This is a genomic window from Streptomyces sp. NPDC012637 (assembly GCF_042954805.1).
Lineage (GTDB): Bacteria > Actinomycetota > Actinomycetes > Streptomycetales > Streptomycetaceae > Streptomyces.
In genome coordinates this window covers 612,485-629,197 of sequence record NZ_JBIBDS010000005.1, presented here as the reverse complement: position 1 = coordinate 629,197, position 16,713 = coordinate 612,485, and the positions used below count along the sequence as shown (strand labels likewise).

General features: G+C 69.9%; 12 protein-coding genes and 1 rRNA gene. 4 read left to right on the top strand and 9 right to left on the bottom strand.

What is annotated here, in order from left to right:
• From ACFY8W_RS23180 to dapA, 3 genes are all read right to left on the bottom strand, one after another.
• Positions 1 to 290, bottom strand: a 16S ribosomal RNA gene (locus ACFY8W_RS23180); the annotation flags it as partial.
• A 604-nt stretch (positions 291 to 894) separates the two neighbouring features.
• Positions 895 to 2,580, bottom strand: a complete 1,686-nt coding sequence (locus ACFY8W_RS23175; RefSeq protein WP_391108228.1) for an RNase J family beta-CASP ribonuclease — start codon at positions 2,578 to 2,580, stop codon at positions 895 to 897.
• Positions 2,581 to 2,720: 140 nt separating this feature from the next.
• Positions 2,721 to 3,620, bottom strand: coding sequence for a 4-hydroxy-tetrahydrodipicolinate synthase (gene dapA / locus ACFY8W_RS23170; RefSeq protein ID WP_391108225.1), 900 nt, complete (start codon positions 3,618 to 3,620; stop codon positions 2,721 to 2,723).
• A gap of 356 nt (positions 3,621 to 3,976) precedes the next feature.
• Here dapA and ACFY8W_RS23165 point away from each other — a divergent pair, with 356 nt between their 5' ends.
• Positions 3,977 to 4,240, top strand: coding sequence for a hypothetical protein (locus ACFY8W_RS23165; protein ID WP_391108224.1), 264 nt, complete (start codon positions 3,977 to 3,979; stop codon positions 4,238 to 4,240).
• A 52-nt stretch (positions 4,241 to 4,292) separates the two neighbouring features.
• Positions 4,293 to 4,850: a hypothetical protein gene (locus tag ACFY8W_RS23160; RefSeq protein ID WP_391108221.1), complete on the top strand. Its 558-nt coding sequence runs from the start codon at positions 4,293 to 4,295 to the stop codon at positions 4,848 to 4,850.
• Between the two features lie 94 nt (positions 4,851 to 4,944).
• Here ACFY8W_RS23160 and ACFY8W_RS23155 read toward each other — a convergent pair whose 3' ends face one another.
• The 6 genes from ACFY8W_RS23155 to eccD form a co-directional block, all read right to left on the bottom strand.
• Entirely contained in the window at positions 4,945 to 5,385 is a 441-nt protein-coding gene (locus ACFY8W_RS23155; protein ID WP_391108218.1) for a hypothetical protein, read from the bottom strand.
• 5 nt (positions 5,386 to 5,390) lie between these two features.
• Complete coding sequence (gene dapB, locus ACFY8W_RS23150; protein ID WP_365348723.1) at positions 5,391 to 6,143, bottom strand: 4-hydroxy-tetrahydrodipicolinate reductase; 753 nt, start codon at positions 6,141 to 6,143, stop codon at positions 5,391 to 5,393.
• A 35-nt stretch (positions 6,144 to 6,178) separates the two neighbouring features.
• Positions 6,179 to 7,558 carry an insulinase family protein gene (locus ACFY8W_RS23145; protein WP_391108215.1) on the bottom strand — a complete coding sequence of 460 codons (1,380 nt, stop codon included), beginning with the start codon at positions 7,556 to 7,558 and terminating at the stop codon, positions 6,179 to 6,181.
• The gene (locus ACFY8W_RS23140) at positions 7,555 to 9,765 is read right to left on the bottom strand and encodes a polyribonucleotide nucleotidyltransferase (protein ID WP_391108212.1); all 2,211 of its coding nucleotides are present in this window, start codon (positions 9,763 to 9,765) and stop codon (positions 7,555 to 7,557) included. Before ACFY8W_RS23140 ends, ACFY8W_RS23145 begins: the two co-directional genes overlap by 4 nt.
• Before the next feature lie 274 nt (positions 9,766 to 10,039).
• Positions 10,040 to 10,330, bottom strand: coding sequence for a 30S ribosomal protein S15 (gene rpsO, locus ACFY8W_RS23135; RefSeq protein ID WP_030753991.1), 291 nt, complete (start codon positions 10,328 to 10,330; stop codon positions 10,040 to 10,042).
• Between the two features lie 212 nt (positions 10,331 to 10,542).
• The gene (gene eccD / locus ACFY8W_RS23130; protein WP_391108210.1) at positions 10,543 to 12,015 is read right to left on the bottom strand and encodes a type VII secretion integral membrane protein EccD; all 1,473 of its coding nucleotides are present in this window, start codon (positions 12,013 to 12,015) and stop codon (positions 10,543 to 10,545) included.
• A 181-nt stretch (positions 12,016 to 12,196) separates the two neighbouring features.
• Here eccD and eccCa point away from each other — a divergent pair, with 181 nt between their 5' ends.
• Together eccCa and ACFY8W_RS23120 are read left to right on the top strand one after the other, a co-directional pair.
• Positions 12,197 to 16,150 (top strand): type VII secretion protein EccCa, encoded by a 3,954-nt coding sequence (gene eccCa, locus ACFY8W_RS23125; protein ID WP_391108207.1) that lies wholly within the window; start codon positions 12,197 to 12,199, stop codon positions 16,148 to 16,150.
• 130 nt (positions 16,151 to 16,280) lie between these two features.
• Complete coding sequence (locus ACFY8W_RS23120; RefSeq protein WP_391108204.1) at positions 16,281 to 16,709, top strand: hypothetical protein; 429 nt, start codon at positions 16,281 to 16,283, stop codon at positions 16,707 to 16,709.
• Positions 16,710 to 16,713 lie beyond the last annotated feature (4 nt).

The window sequence follows — 16,713 nt, the reverse complement described above, 5'->3', positions numbered from 1 at the left end:
TCAGGCCGGCTACCCGTCGTCGCCTTGGTGAGCCGTTACCTCACCAACAAGCTGATAGGCCGCGGGCTCATCCTTCACCGCCGGAGCTTTCCACCCGCCGAGATGCCTCGGCAGGTCGTATCCGGTATTAGACCCCGTTTCCAGGGCTTGTCCCAGAGTGAAGGGCAGATTGCCCACGTGTTACTCACCCGTTCGCCACTAATCCACCCCGAAGGGCTTCATCGTTCGACTTGCATGTGTTAAGCACGCCGCCAGCGTTCGTCCTGAGCCAGGATCAAACTCTCCGTGAATGTTTACCGGTAATCCGGTTCTACACTCGCGTTGAGCGGAACGGTTCGGAGGAATAGTCCTCACCGTTCACAGCGTCCTCGCTGTGTGCCACCCCGTGGGGTGGACTTTTTCAAAGGAACCTCGACCATCCGAAGATGGACGGGGTATCAACTAATCTGGCGTTGATTTTTGGCACGCTGTTGAGTTCTCAAGGTGCGGACGCTTCCTTTGTACTCACCCTCGCGGGCTTTCCTCCGGGCGCTTCCTTCGTTCTTGCGTTTCCGACTCTATCAGATCTTTTCGATCCGATTTCCTCGGTGCTTTCCGGTCCCTTTCGCTTTCGCTCCGGGCCCTTCCGGCGGTTTCGAGTTTATCAGATGTTTTCGATCCGATTTCCTCTTCGCTTTCCGTTCCCGGCTTTCCGACTTTCGTCTTCTTTCCGAGGCCTTCCGGCGCGTTCCGACTTTATCAGAAGTTCTGAGTCGGATTTCCCGCCTCCCGGTTCGCCCTCCCGGCACACAGCGGTGCCCGGGGCTTCCCCTCTGGCGGAGCCGTAAACGTACTGGAGGGGGGCGCCCCGATGCAAATCGAGGCGCCCCCCTCCCGGCCGTAGCGGACGGTCCGTCAGACCTCCACGACCACCGGGAGGATCATCGGGCGGCGACGGTAGGTGTCGGACACCCACTTGCCGACCGTGCGGCGGATCAGCTGCTGGAGCTGGTGCGCCTCGACCACGCCGTCCTGGGCGGACTTGTTCAGGGCCTGGTCGATCTTCGGGAGCACCGCGTCGAAGGCGGCGTCCTCGATGCCGGAGCCCCGGGCGTGGACGTTGGGGCCGCCGACGATCTTGCCGGTGGAGGAGTCCACGACCACGAAGACCGAGATGATGCCCTCCTCGCCGAGGATCCGGCGGTCCTTGAGGGAGCTCTCGGTGACGTCGCCGACCGACAGGCCGTCGACGTACACGTAGCCCGCCTGGACCTTGCCGGTGATGCGGGCCCGGCCGTCGACCAGGTCGACGACGACGCCGTCCTCGGCGATGACGATGTGGTCCTTCGGGATGCCCGTCATCGCGCCGAGCTCGGCGTTGGCGCGCAGGTGGCGCCATTCGCCGTGGACCGGCATGAGGTTCTTCGGCCGGCAGATGTTGTAGAAGTACAGCAGCTCGCCGGCGGAGGCGTGGCCCGAGACGTGCACCTTGGCGTTGCCCTTGTGGACCACGTTGGCGCCCCAGCGGGTCAGGCCGTTGATCACGCGGTAGACCGCGTTCTCGTTGCCCGGGATCAGGGACGACGCCAGGATCACGGTGTCACCGGGGACGATCCGGATCTGGTGGTCGCGGTTGGCCATCCGGGACAGGGCGGCCATGGGCTCGCCCTGCGAGCCCGTGCAGACGAGCACGATCTCGTCGTCCGGGAGGTCGTCGAGGGTCTTCACGTCGACGACCAGGCCGGCGGGGACGCGCAGGTAGCCCAGGTCACGGGCGATGCCCATGTTGCGGACCATGGAGCGGCCGACGAAGGCGACCCGGCGGCCGTACTCGTGGGCGGCGTCCAGGATCTGCTGGATGCGGTGCACGTGGCTGGCGAAGCTGGCCACGATGATGCGCTTCTGGGCGTTGGCGAACACGTTGCGCAGGACGCTGGAGATGTCGCGCTCGTGCGGCGTGAAGCCCGGGACCTCGGCGTTCGTCGAGTCGGTGAGCAGGAGGTCGATGCCCTCCTCGCTCAGCCGCGCGAACGCGTGCAGGTCGGTGAGGCGGTTGTCCAGCGGCAGCTGGTCCATCTTGAAGTCGCCGGTGTGGACGACCATGCCCGCGGGAGTGCGGATGGCGACGGCCAGGGCGTCGGGGATGGAGTGGTTGACGGCGATGAACTCGCAGTCGAAGGGGCCGAACCGCTCGCGGTGCCCCTCGGCCACCTCGAGGGTGTAGGGGCGGATGCGGTGCTCCTGGAGCTTGGCCTCGATGAGGGCGAGGGTCAGCTTGGAGCCGATGAGCGGGATGTCCGGCTTGAGCCGGAGCAGGTACGGCACGGCACCGATGTGGTCCTCGTGGCCGTGGGTCAGGACGATGCCCTCGACGTCGTCGAGGCGGTCCTGGATGGTGGTGAAGTCGGGCAGGATCAGGTCGACGCCCGGCTGCTCCTCCTCGGGGAAGAGGACGCCGCAGTCGACGATCAGCAGACGGCCGTCGAACTCGAAGACCGTCATGTTCCGGCCGATCTCGCCAAGGCCGCCGAGCGGGGTGACGCGCAGGCCGCCCTGGGGCAGCTTCGGCGGGGCGCCGAGTTCAGGATGCGGATGGCTCAAAAGGTTCTCCTCACCACACGCGCCACGTACCGGCTCGGGCACGTGGCGCGCATGACATTCGTGCACTTGCTGTTTGTGTTCGGATACGGATGTTCAGTTACGCGTGTTCAGTTACGGATCTTCGGTTGTGAAGTCTGTTGTCAGATCTGTACCCCGCCGGCGGCGAGATCGATCTTGAGCTGGGCGGTCTCCTGGTCGGAGAGCTCCACGAGCGGCAGGCGCAGCGGGCCGGCCGGGAGGCCCTGGAGGGCGAGGGCGGCCTTGGTGGTCATGACGCCCTGGGTGCGGAACATGCCGGTGAAGACCGGGAGCAGCCGCTGGTGGATCTCGGTGGCCTTCTGGACGTCACCGGCGAGGTACGCGTCGAGGAGGGCGCGGAGCTCCGGGGCGACGACGTGGCCGACGACGGAGACGAAGCCGCAGGCGCCCACGGAGAGCAGCGGCAGGTTGAGCATGTCGTCCCCGGAGTACCAGGCGAGGCCGCTGCGGGCGATGGCCCAGCTGGCGCGGCCGAGGTCGCCCTTGGCGTCCTTGTTGGCGACGATCCGCGGGTGCTCGGCGAGCCGGACGATCGTCTCGGTGTCGATCGGGACACCGCTGCGGCCGGGGATGTCGTAGAGCATCACCGGGAGCTCGGTGGCGTCGGCGATGGCCGAGAAGTGCCGGTAGAGGCCCTCCTGCGGGGGCTTGTTGTAGTACGGCGTGACGGCGAGCAGGCCGTGTGCGCCGTCGCGCTCGGCGGCGCGGGCCAGCTCGAGCGTGTGGTGGGTGTCGTTGGTTCCGATGCCGGCGACGACGTGGGCGCGGTCTCCGACCGCCTCCAGTACGGCCCGTACGAGCTGCGATTTCTCCGCGTCGGTGGTGGTGGGGGACTCGCCAGTGGTGCCGTTGACCACCAGGCCGTCGTTGCCGGCGTCCACGAGGTGGCTGGCGAGTCGCTGGGCACCGTCGAGGTCGAGTGCGCCGTCCGCCGTGAAGGGCGTGACCATGGCGGTGAGGACCCGCCCGAAGGGGGTCTGCGGAGTGGAGATCGGAGCCATGGGTAACACGCTACTCGCTGCTCAGCGCCGGGGGCCCCCTCGGGGGACGCGATAAGAGGAGCCCGGCACTGCCTGCTCGGGGGTTCAAGCAGTGCCGGGTCCGTTTGATCAGCCTAGATGAACTTCGTGAAACGTCGCAATACGGACACTTCGCACGTGAATTTCGTACTTGTGTGCGTTACCGCGTGACGTACGAGGTCACGCGCGTGCCCCCGGCCGACCTCCGAACCCATCTCCAGGTCGTCCCGCAGGATGAGATTAGGCCGCTTTGATGAAAAAACGGCACCAAATCCTCGTTCCACTCGTCTCTACCGGTGACACACACGTTCAGCACCAGCCCGAGGAGAGTGACCCTGATGTTCCTCCCCCATGCTTCGCAGGGAGGCACCCCCCGAGAGGCCGTACCGTTCGCGTTCGTCGCGGAGTCCGACCGCTTCCGCAGTAACGTCACTCCCCCGCCCCGCGAGCGTCCCACCGCGTCCCAGATCCTCGGCCGTGCGCTGCTGGGACTCACCGTCGTCGCCGGCCTCGTCGGCTCCCTCGTGCTCGGCATGCCCTCCCTGGAGCCAGGGGACGCGAGTGGTCACCGGCATCAGTCCGAGGCATCCGACGGACGCTGAGGTAGCCTCACCGGGCACAGTCACCGAACGTGCTTGTGAGTGAGGACCTGCCGTGCCCCTGCCCTTCCTGACGGCCGACCGCGACTTCGACGCAGACGACGACATCTCCGACGTCGCCCTGCCGTTCGCCGACCACGACCAGTGGCGTCGTCCGTACCGGCCCGGCCCGTGGCGGGTGGGGATCGCCGCGCTCGCCCTGCTGCTGGCTTCGTTCGTGCTGCTCGCGGCGGTCGTCATCGCCGCCGCCGGCGCGTCCGGCGGAGCCCTGTTCACCTTCGGTCTCGCGCTGCTGATCATCGGCACCGCGCTGCGCGTGCTGCGCATGGGCGTCTGGGTGAGCCGGGCCGGGCTGCGGCAGGTGCGGTTCTTCGTGACGAGGACCGTCCCGTGGCCGCAGACGAGCGCCGTGCGCACCGTCCAGCAGCCGGTGCGCTGGCTGGGACTCCCCCGTACGGTCCAGGGCCAGGCCCTCGTCCTCGTACGGCAGAACGGTGAGCAGGCTCCGCTGCTCACCGATCACAACGCCGACTTCCTCTCCCGCGTCGAGGCCTTCGACCGCGCAGCGGACACGATCGAGGCCTGGAACGCGGAGTACGCCGGAGCGCGCTGAGGCGTGTCTTTCGGGTCGCGCCGGGACGCCGGCAGGATCCGGAAGACACGCCACAGGCCCATCCGTCGGACCGGGGCCGGACAGGCCCCGCTCGTCAGCCCGCCGAATGCAGGGCGATCGCGCGCTGCATCGCCTTGCGTGCGCGCGGGGTGTCGCGGGCGTCGTGGTAGGCCACCGCGAGCCGGAACCAGCAGCGCCAGTCGTCCGGCGAGTCCTCCGTCTCGGCCTTGCGCCGGGCGAAGACCTCGTCGGCCGAGTCGCGGTCGATACGGCCGCCCTGCGTGCGCTTCAGGTCGTCGACGGGCAGCCCGCCCTCGGCCTCCAGCTCCGCGGCCAGGCGGTTCGCCAGACGCGCGAAGCGGGTGTTCTTCCACAGGAACCAGCCGCCGACCAGCGGCAGCAGGAACGCCACCGCGCCCATGCCCATCGCCGCCGGCTCGCCGGTCAGCAGGAGCAGCACGCCTTCCATCCCCACCACCCCGAAGACGAGCACGAGGACGGTGGCGAGGAAGACGTACGTGATCTTTCCACCCATGACCGTCAGCCCAGGTCCAGGAAGTGTTCCAGGCCGAAGGTGAGGCCCGGGGTGGTCACGACGCGGCGGGCGCCGAGCAGGATGCCCGGCATGAAGCTGGAGTGGTGCAGGGAGTCGTGGCGCACGGTGAGGGTCTCGCCCTCGCCGCCGAGCAGCACCTCCTGGTGGGCGAGCAGGCCCGCCAGACGCACCGCGTGGACCCGGACCCCGTCGATGTCGGCGCCGCGCGCCCCGTCCACCCCGGTCGTCGTGGCGTCCGGCTGGGCGCCGAGGCCGGCCTCGGCCCGGGCCTTGGCGATCAGCTGGGCCGTACGGGTGGCGGTGCCGGAAGGGGCGTCCACCTTGTGCGGATGGTGCAGCTCGACGACCTCGACCGACTCGAAGTACGGGGCCGCGATCTGCGCGAACTTCATGGTGAGGACCGCGCCGATGGAGAAGTTCGGGGCGATCAGGACGCCGGTCTCCGGGGACTGCGCGAGCCAGCCGTTCAGCTGCGCGAGGCGCTCCTCGGTCCAGCCGGTGGTCCCGACGACCGCGTGGATGCCGTGGCGCACGCAGAAGTCGAGGTTGCCCATGACCGAGGCGGGGGTGGTCAGCTCGACGGCGACCTGGGCGTCCGCTTCGACGAGCGTCTCCAGCTTGTCGCCGCGACCGAGGGTCGCGACCAGTTCCATGTCCTCGGCGGCCTCGACGGCCTTGACCGCCTCGGAGCCGATCCGGCCCTGGGCTCCGAGGACCGCCACGCGCAGCTTGCTCATTGCACTTCCTTACTCGTACTCGAGGGACTCGGGGATCACGACACGGCTTCGTGGAGGCGAGCCGCCTGCTTTTCCTTCAGCGGGCCTATCACCGAGAGCGAGGGCCGCTGCGCCAGGACGTCGCGTGCCACGTCCCGCACGTCGTCGGGCGTGACGGCGGCGATCCTGGCCAGCATGTCGTCGACCGACATCTGGGCACCCCAGCACAGCTCGCTCTTGCCGATGCGGTTCATCAGCGCGCCGGTGTCCTCCAGGCCGAGGACGGTCGAGCCGGAGAGCTGACCGATGGCGCGGGCGATCTCGTCGTCGGTGAGTCCGTCGGCGGCGACCTTGTCGAGCTCGTCCCGGCAGATCCCCAGCACGTCGTGGACCTGGCTGGGCCGGCAGCCCGCGTACACGCCGAAGAGACCGCAGTCGGCGAAGCCCGAGGTGTACGAGTACACGCTGTAGGCCAGGCCGCGCTTCTCCCGGACCTCCTGGAAGAGGCGGGAGGACATGCCACCGCCGAGGGCGGTGTTCAGCACGCCGAGCGCCCAGCGGCGCTCGTCGGTGCGGGCCAGGCCCGGCATGCCGAGGACGACGTGGGCCTGCTCGGTCCTGCGGCCGAGCAGCTCGACCCGGCCCGCCGTGCGGATGGTGCGCCTGCCGTCGCGCGGGGCGACCGGGCGGGCGTCCGTACGGGTGAGGGCGCCGGCCTTCTCGAAGGCGCGGCGGACCTGCCGTACCACCGTGGCGTGGTCGACGTTGCCGGCGGCGGCGACGACCAGGTGGGTGGGGTCGTAGTGCTTCTTGTAGAAGCGGGCGACCTGGTCACGGGTGAGCGCGTTGATCGTGTCGACGGTGCCGAGGACCGGGCGGCCCAGCGGGGTGTCGCCGAACATGGTCTGCGCGAACAGGTCGTGCACGACGTCGCCGGGGTCGTCCTCGGTCATCGCGATCTCCTCGAGGATGACGCCGCGCTCGGCGTCCACGTCGGAGTCGAGGATGAGCGAGCCCGTGAGCATGTCGCAGACGACGTCGATCGCCAGCGGCAGGTCGGTGTCGAGGACCCGGGCGTAGTAGCAGGTGTACTCCTTCGCCGTGAAGGCGTTCATCTCGCCGCCGACCGCGTCGATCGCGGCGGAGATGTCGAGGGCGGACCGCTTGTGGGTGCCCTTGAAGAGGAGGTGCTCCAGGTAGTGGGTGGCGCCGTTGAGCGCCGGGGTCTCGTCACGGGAGCCGACGTGCGCCCAGATGCCGAAGGTGGCTGAGCGCACCGAGGGCAGGGTCTCGGTGACGATGCGGAGGCCGCCGGGGAGGGTGGTGCGGCGGACGGTGCCGATGCCGTCCCTGCCCGGAAGAAGCGTTTGGGTACGGGCGACGGCCCGCCCCTCGGAAGAGGGGCGGGCCGTCGTCGCGGAACTGCGGGACGTCACTGGTCGGTGTCGTCCTTCGCCTCGTCCTCGCCCTCGATCACGGGGATGAGGGAGAGCTTGCCGCGCTGGTCGATCTCGGCGATCTCGACCTGGACCTTGGAGCCGATCGCGAGCACGTCCTCGACGTTCTCCACGCGCTTGCCACCGGCGAGCTTGCGGATCTGCGAGATGTGCAGCAGGCCGTCCTTGCCCGGGAGCAGGGAGACGAAGGCACCGAAGGTGGTCGTCTTGACGACCGTACCCAGGTAGCGCTCGCCGACCTCCGGCATGGTCGGGTTGGCGATGCCGTTGATCGTGGCGCGGGCGGCCTCGGCGGCCGGGCCGTCGGCGGCACCGATGTAGATGGTGCCGTCGTCCTCGATCGTGATCTCGGCGCCGGTGTCCTCCTGGATCTGGTTGATCATCTTGCCCTTGGGGCCGATGACCTCGCCGATCTTGTCCACGGGGATCTTCACGGTGATGATCCGCGGGGCGTTGGGGGACATCTCGTCCGGGGTGTCGATCGCTTCCATCATCACGTCGAGGATGTGGAGGCGGGCGTCACGGGCCTGCTTGAGGGCCGCGGCCAGGACGGAGGCTGGGATGCCGTCCAGCTTGGTGTCGAGCTGGAGGGCGGTGACGAACTCCTTCGTACCGGCGACCTTGAAGTCCATGTCGCCGAAGGCGTCCTCCGCACCGAGGATGTCGGTGAGGGCGACGTAGTGCGTCTCGCCGTTGATCTCCTGGGAGATCAGGCCCATGGCGATACCGGCGACGGGGGCCTTGAGGGGCACACCGGCGTTCAGCAGCGACATGGTGGAGGCGCAGACCGAGCCCATGGACGTCGAGCCGTTGGAGCCGAGGGCCTCGGACACCTGACGGATCGCGTACGGGAACTCCTCGCGGGTCGGCAGGACCGGCACGATCGCGCGCTCGGCGAGCGCGCCGTGGCCGATCTCGCGGCGCTTCGGCGAACCGACGCGGCCGGTCTCACCGACGGAGTACGGCGGGAAGTTGTAGTTGTGCATGTAGCGCTTGCGGGTCACCGGGGAGAGGGTGTCCAGCTGCTGCTCCATGCGGAGCATGTTGAGGGTGGTGATGCCCAGGATCTGGGTCTCGCCACGCTCGAAGAGGGCGGAGCCGTGCACGCGCGGGATGGCCTCGACCTCGGCGGCGAGCGTACGGATGTCCGTGACGCCGCGGCCGTCGATGCGGACCTTGTCCTTGATGACGCGCTCGCGGACCAGGGCCTTGGTCAGGCTGCGGTAGGCGGCGGAGATCTCCTTCTCGCGGCCCTCGAAGGCCGGGAGGAGCTTCTCGGCGGCCAGCTCCTTGACGCGGTCCAGCTCGGCCTCGCGGTCCTGCTTGCCCGCGATGGTCAGCGCCTGGGAGAGCTCGCCCTTGACGGCGGCCGCGAGGGCCTCGTACACGTCGTCCTGGTAGTCCAGGAAGACCGGGAACTCGCCCTCGGGCTTGGCGGCCTTGGCGGCCAGGTCGGCCTGGGCCTTGCAGAGGACCTTGATGAACGGCTTCGCGGCGTCGAGGCCCGCGGCGACGATCTCCTCGGTCGGCGCCTCGGCACCGTCCTTGACGAGGGCGATGGTCTTCTCGGTGGCCTCGGCCTCGACCATCATGATCGCGACGTCGCCGTCCTCCAGGACGCGGCCCGCGACGACCATGTCGAAGACGGCGTCCTCGAGCTCGGTGTGCGTCGGGAACGCGACCCACTGGCCCTTGATCAGGGCGACGCGGACGCCGCCGATCGGGCCGGAGAAGGGCAGGCCGGCCAGCTGGGTGGACGCGGACGCGGCGTTGATCGCGACGACGTCGTACAGGTGGTCGGGGTTGAGCGCCATGATCGTGGCGACGACCTGGATCTCGTTGCGCAGGCCCTTCTTGAAGGACGGGCGCAGCGGGCGGTCGATCAGGCGGCAGGTGAGGATCGCGTCCTCGGAGGGCCGGCCCTCACGGCGGAAGAAGGAGCCGGGGATCTTGCCGGCCGCGTACATCCGCTCCTCGACGTCGACCGTCAGGGGGAAGAAGTCCAGCTGGTCCTTGGGCTTCTTCGAGGCGGTGGTCGCCGAGAGGACCATGGTGTCGTCGTCGAGGTAGGCGACGGCGGAGCCGGCGGCCTGCTTGGCGAGGCGGCCGGTCTCGAAGCGGATGGTGCGGGTGCCGAAGGAGCCGTTGTCGATGACGGCCTCGGCGTAGTGGGTCTCGTTCTCCACTAGCGGTTTCTCCTACGTTTCGTCTTTGCGCCCAGGGGCCCGTGTGGCCCGGGGCGGTGCGGGAGAAGCGGTGTCGTGGCGGGCCGGTCTTCGATCGAAGCTCCCGGGAACGATGAGGGTCCGGGGGCCACTACCGAGGACCGGCGGCGTGCCGGCTGCTTCTCGCGCGCTGATGTGGCGTTGTGTGACCAGACTAAGTGCCGGTGGGCACATCGCGCACGTACAGCAAAGGGAGCGGCCCCCTGAAAGTGGGAACCGCTCCCTTCACAGCGTCTTACTTGGCGCCGCCGGCCGCACCGCGGCGGATGCCGAGGCGGTCGACCAGCGTACGGAAGCGCTGGATGTCCTTCTTGGCCAGGTACTGCAGCAGACGGCGGCGCTGACCGACCAGGATGAGCAGACCACGACGGGAGTGGTGGTCGTGCTTGTGGGTCTTGAGGTGCTCGGTCAGGTCCGAGATGCGGCGGGACAGCATCGCGACCTGGACCTCGGGGGAGCCGGTGTCGCCCTCCTTGGTGCCGAAGTCGGCCATGATCTGCTTCTTGACGGCGGCGTCGAGAGCCACGCGGATCTCCTCTTGGTTCGTGCGCCCACGAGTGCCCCTGGTCTTGGTCTCAGGGGAAACTTCCATGACTCGCGAGCGAAGGTCCGATGAGCGCTGCTTCCCGACGTTCACGGGATGCCCGTGGTTTTCCGGAAGCGCGTACACAAACGGCCGTCACACAGCGTACCAGGTGACCTCAGGGACTCCGACGTCACCCTCGGGCCGCCCGGGGCTCAGCCGGTGAGCGAGCGGGCCCGCATGAACACGTCGAGGACGGCGAGGCACAGCGGGACCAGGGAGAGCAGCACGAAGCCCTCGGTGAGGTCGAGCAGCCGGCCCCAGAAGGGCGAGAGGCCCTTCCTCGGGATGATCAGGCCGATCGCGGTGACCAGGGCGGCGCCGGCGGCGACGGCCGCGGTCAGCCAGATCGTACGGATGTCGAGGCCGCCGCGGTCCCCGTACATCAGGAGGTCCTTGACCAGGTCGACCGGCGGGTTCAGGGAGAGGCCGAGGACCAGCAGGGCGATGGCGGCGAGACCGGCCACCAGGACGGAGGCGACCTGCGAGGTGTAGCGGAAGAGCCGGGCGCGCAGCAGCATCGCGAGGCCCGCGGCGAGGGCGAGCAGCTGGCCCCAGGTGTTCCCGGCGAATCCGAGGACCGCGCTGGAGCCGACGACGACCGCGGCGCAGCCGGCCACCAGGCCGAGGAGCATCTCGTGGCCGCGGCGGGCCTGGAGCGCGATGCGCTCGCCGTCGACGGGCTGCGCCTCCTGGGCCGGCTGGTGCGGGTCGGCGAGGAACTCGTCGTCGGCGGCGCTGCGCGGGGAGGCGTAGCCGATGGGCAGCCGGGCGAAGCGGGCGGAGAGCCCGGGCAGGAACGCGACCAGGCCGATGGCGACGGGCACGCACACGGCGGCGGTCTGGGTGGCCGAGGCCTCGGTGAGGATCGCGACGAAGGTGGCGAGGGTGCCGACGGTGGCCAGGAAGGTCGCGGCCACGAACGGTGCGTCGCCGCTCGGGGTGAGGGCGACCAGCGTGACGGAGGCGACCAGGACGGTGACGCAGCCAAGCAGGAACTGGAGCCTGCCCGGTCCCTGGCCGGCGTCGGGCGCGAGGATGCCGGAGCCGGCGATCAGCAGCAGCGGCAGCGCGCCCAGACCGAGCGCGACGGCGGTGGCGCGGTCGCCGTAGACCCGGGCACGGACGCCCGCGAACGCGGTCAGCAGCACGCCGGCCCCGCCGGCGATGACGCCGGGCAGGCTGTGCATGTCGTGGCGGACCGGGTCGGCGAACCACAGCACGAAGCCCATGAGCACGAGCAGCAGGACGCCGCCGACGAGTCCGGCGCCGCGCAGCAGTTCGTCGCTCCACAGGTGCCGGTCACGGGTGACGGCGGAGGCGACGGCGTCGGAGACGTCGTCGTAGACGGCGGGCGGCAGGGACTGCGCGAAGGGGCGCAGCGAGAGCACCTCGCCGTCGAGGACCTGCTGGGCGGCGAGGGTGCGGGCGCCGTCGAGGACGGTGCCGTCCCGGCGGACCAGGTGGTAGCCGGTGGGGGCGCCGGCCGGCTGGGTCTGCCCGGTGAGCCGGAGGATCTCCGGGTAGACGTCGGCGACGGCGATGTCCTCGGGGAGTGCGACGTCGATGCGGCTGTCCGGCGCCACGACGGTGACGCGGCAGAAGCCGGTCGCTGCGGTCGTACTCACGTGTCTGGACCCCCTGATTCGCGGTTGCGCACGGTGCGGCGACACCCTACCGGGGACCGGCTCGGGTGGCTGCAAGTAGGATCCTGCACTCACGGGGGAGTCCGCATGGAACACAGCCGACGGGGGCGCCGGTGCGGAAGTTCCTCCACGAGCCCGCCCGTAACGAGGGATTGATGCGCCGGTGAGCCAGATCGTCGTCAAACGCCCGCCGAGGTCCCTTCCTCCGGAAGTACCCGGTGAGGAACTGGTCCTGGAGTCTCCGCCGGAACTGCCGCGGGGACAGCAGGAGTCGGCGCTGATGCAGCTCCTGCCGATGCTCGGCATGGGCTCGTCCGTCGTGTTCTTCTTCATGACGCCGTCCCCGATCATGCGGATCATGGGCACGCTGATGCTGGCGTCGACGGTCGGCATGGCGATCGCCCAGTTCGTCAGATTCCGCAAGGGGTCGCAGGGGCAAATGGCCGATGTCCGGCGTGACTACCTCAAATACCTCGCGCAGACCCGGCGTACGGTCCGGCGCACCGCGCGCAAGCAGCGGGACGCTCAGCTGTATCTGCACCCTGCGCCCGAGCAGTTGTGGTCGGTGGTCGCGGAGGGCTCGCGGCTCTGGGAGCGCCGGGTCGGCGACCACGACTTCGCGCAGGCCCGAGTCGGGCTCGGCGCCCAGCAGTTGGCGACGCCGCTCGTGGCGCCCGACACGGCGCCGGTGGACGAGCTGGAGCCACTGTGCGCGGGCGCCATGCAGCAGTTCCTCGCGGTGCACGGCACCCTGGACGGGCTGCCGATGGCGGTCTCGCTGCGGGCCTTCTACCACGTGACGGTCTCCGGCGACCCGGAGGCGGCACAGTCCGCGGCACGCGGCCTGGTGGCGCAGCTGGTGACCCTGCACTCCCCCGACGACCTGATGCTGGCCGTGGTGGCGGCGCGGGGCGCGCAGGAGCGCTGGGACTGGACGAAGTGGCTGCCGCACACCCAGGTGCCGGGCACGGTCGACGGGGCGGGCACGAAGCGCCTGTTCGGCGACGACCTGGGCGAGCTGGAGCAGCTGATCCGCTCGAAGCTGGACGGCCGGCCCCGGTTCAGCCGGGACAACCAGCCGGTCCTGGACCAGCCGCACGTCGTGGTGGTCCTGGACGGCGGGATGGTGCCGCCGGACTCGCTGTTCGCGGCGGCCGAGGGCCTGCAGGGCGTGACCATCGTCGAGGTGGTCTCCGGTGAGCTCGACGAGCCGCGCGGCGGTCTCTCCGTGGTCGTACGGCCGGGGCGGCTGCGCCTGGAGTCGGGCGGCGGGTTCGCGTACGAGGGCGTGCCGGACGTCATGTCGCTGCCGGCCGCGGAGGCGCTGGCCCGGCAGCTGGCACCGCTGCGGATGGGCGGCGGGGACGACGACGAGCCGCTGCTCGCCAACCTGGACTTCACCGACCTGCTGAACCTGGGTGACGCGGCCTCGGTGGACGTGGCGCGCACCTGGCGGCCGCGCTCGGTCGCGGAACGCCTCCGGGTCCCGATCGGCGTCGGCGAGGACGGCCAGCCGGTCATGCTCGACCTCAAGGAGGCCGCGCAGGAGGGCATGGGCCCGCACGGCCTGTGCGTGGGCGCGACCGGTTCCGGAAAGTCGGAGCTGCTGCGCACGCTGGTGCTCGGCCTCGCGGTGACGCACTCCTCGGAGACGCTGAACTTCGTCCTCGCGGACTTCAAGGGCGGCGCGACCTTCGCGGGCATGTCGCAGATGCCGCACGTGGCGGCCGTCATCACCAACCTCTCCGACGACCTGACACTGGTCGACCGCATGGGCGACGCGATCCGCGGCGAGCTCCAGCGGCGCCAGGAGCTGCTGCGTTCGGCGGGCAACTACGCCAACATCCACGACTACGAGAAGGCGCGGGCGGCCGGTGCGCCGCTGGAGCCGCTGGCCTCGCTGGTCCTGGTCATCGACGAGTTCAGCGAGCTGCTCACCGCCAAGCCCGACTTCATCGACATGTTCATCCAGATCGGCCGCATCGGCCGTTCGCTGGGCGTGCACCTGCTCCTGGCCTCGCAGCGCCTGGAGGAGGGCAAGCTGCGCGGCCTGGACACGTACCTGTCGTACCGGATCGGTCTGCGGACCTTCTCGGCGGCCGAGTCGCGCACCGCGATCGGTGTGCCGGACGCCTACCACCTGCCGTCGGTGCCGGGTTCGGGCTACCTGAAGTTCGGCACGGACGAGATGACCCGTTTCAAGGCGGCGTACGTCTCCGGCACGTACCGTACGGGCGGCCCGCGGCTGGAGGCGGGGAGCATGCCGATCGAGCGGCGGCCCGCGCTGTTCACGGCGTCGCCCGTGCCCGTGGTGTACGCGGCGCCGGACCCGGCGTATCTGACGGCGCAGCGGAACGAGGACGACGACGCGCTCGCGGACACCGTCCTCGACGTGATCGTGCGGCGCCTGGAGGGCCAGGGCGTGCCGGCGCATCAGGTGTGGCTGCCGCCGCTGGACCAGGCGCCCTCGCTCGACCAGCTGCTGCCCGGGCTCGCGCAGACCGCGGACCGGGGTCTCACGGCGACCGAGTACACCCGCCCGGGCGGGCTCACGGTGCCGCTGGGTCTCATCGACAAGCCGTTCGAGCAGCGGCGTGAGGTGCTGTACCGGGACTTCTCCGGCGCGGCGGGCCACATGATGGTGGTCGGCGGTCCGCAGTCCGGCAAGTCGACCCTGATGCGGACGCTGATCTCGTCGTTCGCGCTCACCCACACCCCGGCCGAGGTGCAGTTCTACTGCCTGGACTTCGGTGGCGGCGGCATGTCGTCGCTGGCCGAGCTGCCGCACGTCGGCGGGGTGGCCTCGCGTCTGGACCCGGAGCGGGTGCGGCGCACGGTGGCCGAGGTGCTCGGTGTGCTCAACCGGCGGGAGGAGTTCTTCCGCGCCCACAACATCGACTCGATGGCGACCTACCGGCGCAAGCGGGCGGCGGGCGAGCTGCCGAACGAGCCGTGGGGCGACGTGTTCCTGGTCATCGACGGCTGGGGCGGTTTCCGCAACGAGTACGAGGGCATGGAGGCGCCGGTCGCCGACCTCGCGGCGCGCGGTCTCGGCTACGGCATCCACGTCGTGATCACCGCGGCCCGCTACATGGAGGTCCGGGCGGCGCTCAAGGACCAGATGCTGGGCCGGCTCGAGCTGCGGCTCGGTGACGTCATGGACTCCGAGTTCGACCGCAAGGTGGCGGCGAACGTGCCCACCGGTGTGCCCGGCCGCGGCCAGGTGCCGGAGAAGCTGCACTTCATGGGCGCGCTGCCGCGGATCGACGGGTCGAGCTCGTCGGACGACCTCGCGGCGGGCACGACGGCGTTCGTGGAGGCCGTGCGGAACGCCTGGCAGGGCCGTCCGGGGGCGCCCGCGGTGCGACTGCTGCCGCACAAGCTGCCGGCGGAACAGCTGCCGAAGGGCTTCGAGTTCCCGCAGCACGGCATCGCGATCGGCATCGACGAGACGCGCCTGGAGCCGGTGTTCGTCAACTTCGAGACCGACCCGTTCTTCCTGATCTTCGGCGAGAGCGAGTCCGGCAAGACGAACCTGCTGCGGCTCATCGCCAAGCAGATCGGCGAGCGCTACTCCCCCGACGAGGCGAAGCTGGTCGTCGGCGACTACCGGCGGGCGCTGCTCGGCAGCCTGCCCGAGGAGCACCTGCTGGAGTACGCGCCGATGGCGAGCTCCATGCAGATGCACATGGAGGCGCTGTCGGGAGTCTTCGCGCGGCGCCAGCCGCCGCAGGACGTGACGCCGCAGCAGCTGCGGGACCGCAGCTGGTGGTCGGGGCCGCAGGTCTTCATCATCGTCGACGACTACGACCTGGTGGCGACGAGCGCCGGCAACCCGCTCGCGCCGCTCGCGGAGTACCTGCCCTTCGCCCGTGACACGGGCGTGCGGTTCATCATCGCGCGCAACAGCGCGGGCGCCTCGCGCTCCATGTACGAGTCGTTCATGCAGCGCATCAAGGAACTGGGCGCGCAGGGCGTGGTGCTCTCCGGCGACCCCTCGGAGGGCGACCTGCTCGGCAACGCCCGTCCCCGGCCGATGCCGGCGGGCCGCGGCCTGTTCGTGTCGCGGCGGGGACAGGCTTCGCTGGTGCAGACGGGGCGGATGCCGGAAAGGTGAGGCCTGTGCCACCCAGGGCCGGCTGCGGATTCGTGCTCCGAAGCCGGCCCTGGGCGTTGTCGTTGGACGTGAGCACTTCAGAAATGCAAACATCGCCGTAACCCAGCCCGAGGCCAGCCAGGGGGAAACCATGTCGTTCGACGACGAGTGGGCACAGCAGAAGAGTTCTGTCATGGAACGTCAGGTGACGAGCATGCAGCTCAACCAGCTGCCTGCGGACCAGGGCGGGGGCGGCGGCCAGCCCGACCTGGCGACCTCGCCCGCCAAGAAGAAGGCAGCCGCGAACACCATCGAGACCCAGATCCAGCCGGACCTGAAGTCGGCCGCTGACGCGGCGGACGAGGGCACCAACGGCGCGGTGACGGAGCTGAAGGGCTGGGACACCTCAGCCGGCCTGAAGAAGGCCCACGAGCACTGGGACAGCCAGGTGAAGCGGCTGAACGCACGCCTCGAGTCGGAGAAGAGCGCGCTGCGGAACACCGGCACGCTGTTCCAGAACAACGACCTGACGACGGGGTACAGCTTCGCCCCGACGCAGTCCAAGGTCTCGGGAATCTAGGGGG

Bases quoted from the DNA above. Each gene is read 5' to 3' on its own strand.
- dapB (WP_365348723.1), bottom strand. From the start codon at position 6,143: ATGAGCAAGCTGCGCGTGGCGGTCCTCGGAGCCCAGGGCCGGATCGGC.
- ACFY8W_RS23120 (WP_391108204.1), top strand. From the start codon at position 16,281: ATGTCGTTCGACGACGAGTGGGCACAGCAGAAGAGTTCTGTCATGGAA.
- ACFY8W_RS23155 (WP_391108218.1), bottom strand. From the start codon at position 5,385: ATGGGTGGAAAGATCACGTACGTCTTCCTCGCCACCGTCCTCGTGCTC.
- dapA (WP_391108225.1), bottom strand. From the start codon at position 3,620: ATGGCTCCGATCTCCACTCCGCAGACCCCCTTCGGGCGGGTCCTCACC.
- ACFY8W_RS23165 (WP_391108224.1), top strand. From the start codon at position 3,977: ATGTTCCTCCCCCATGCTTCGCAGGGAGGCACCCCCCGAGAGGCCGTA.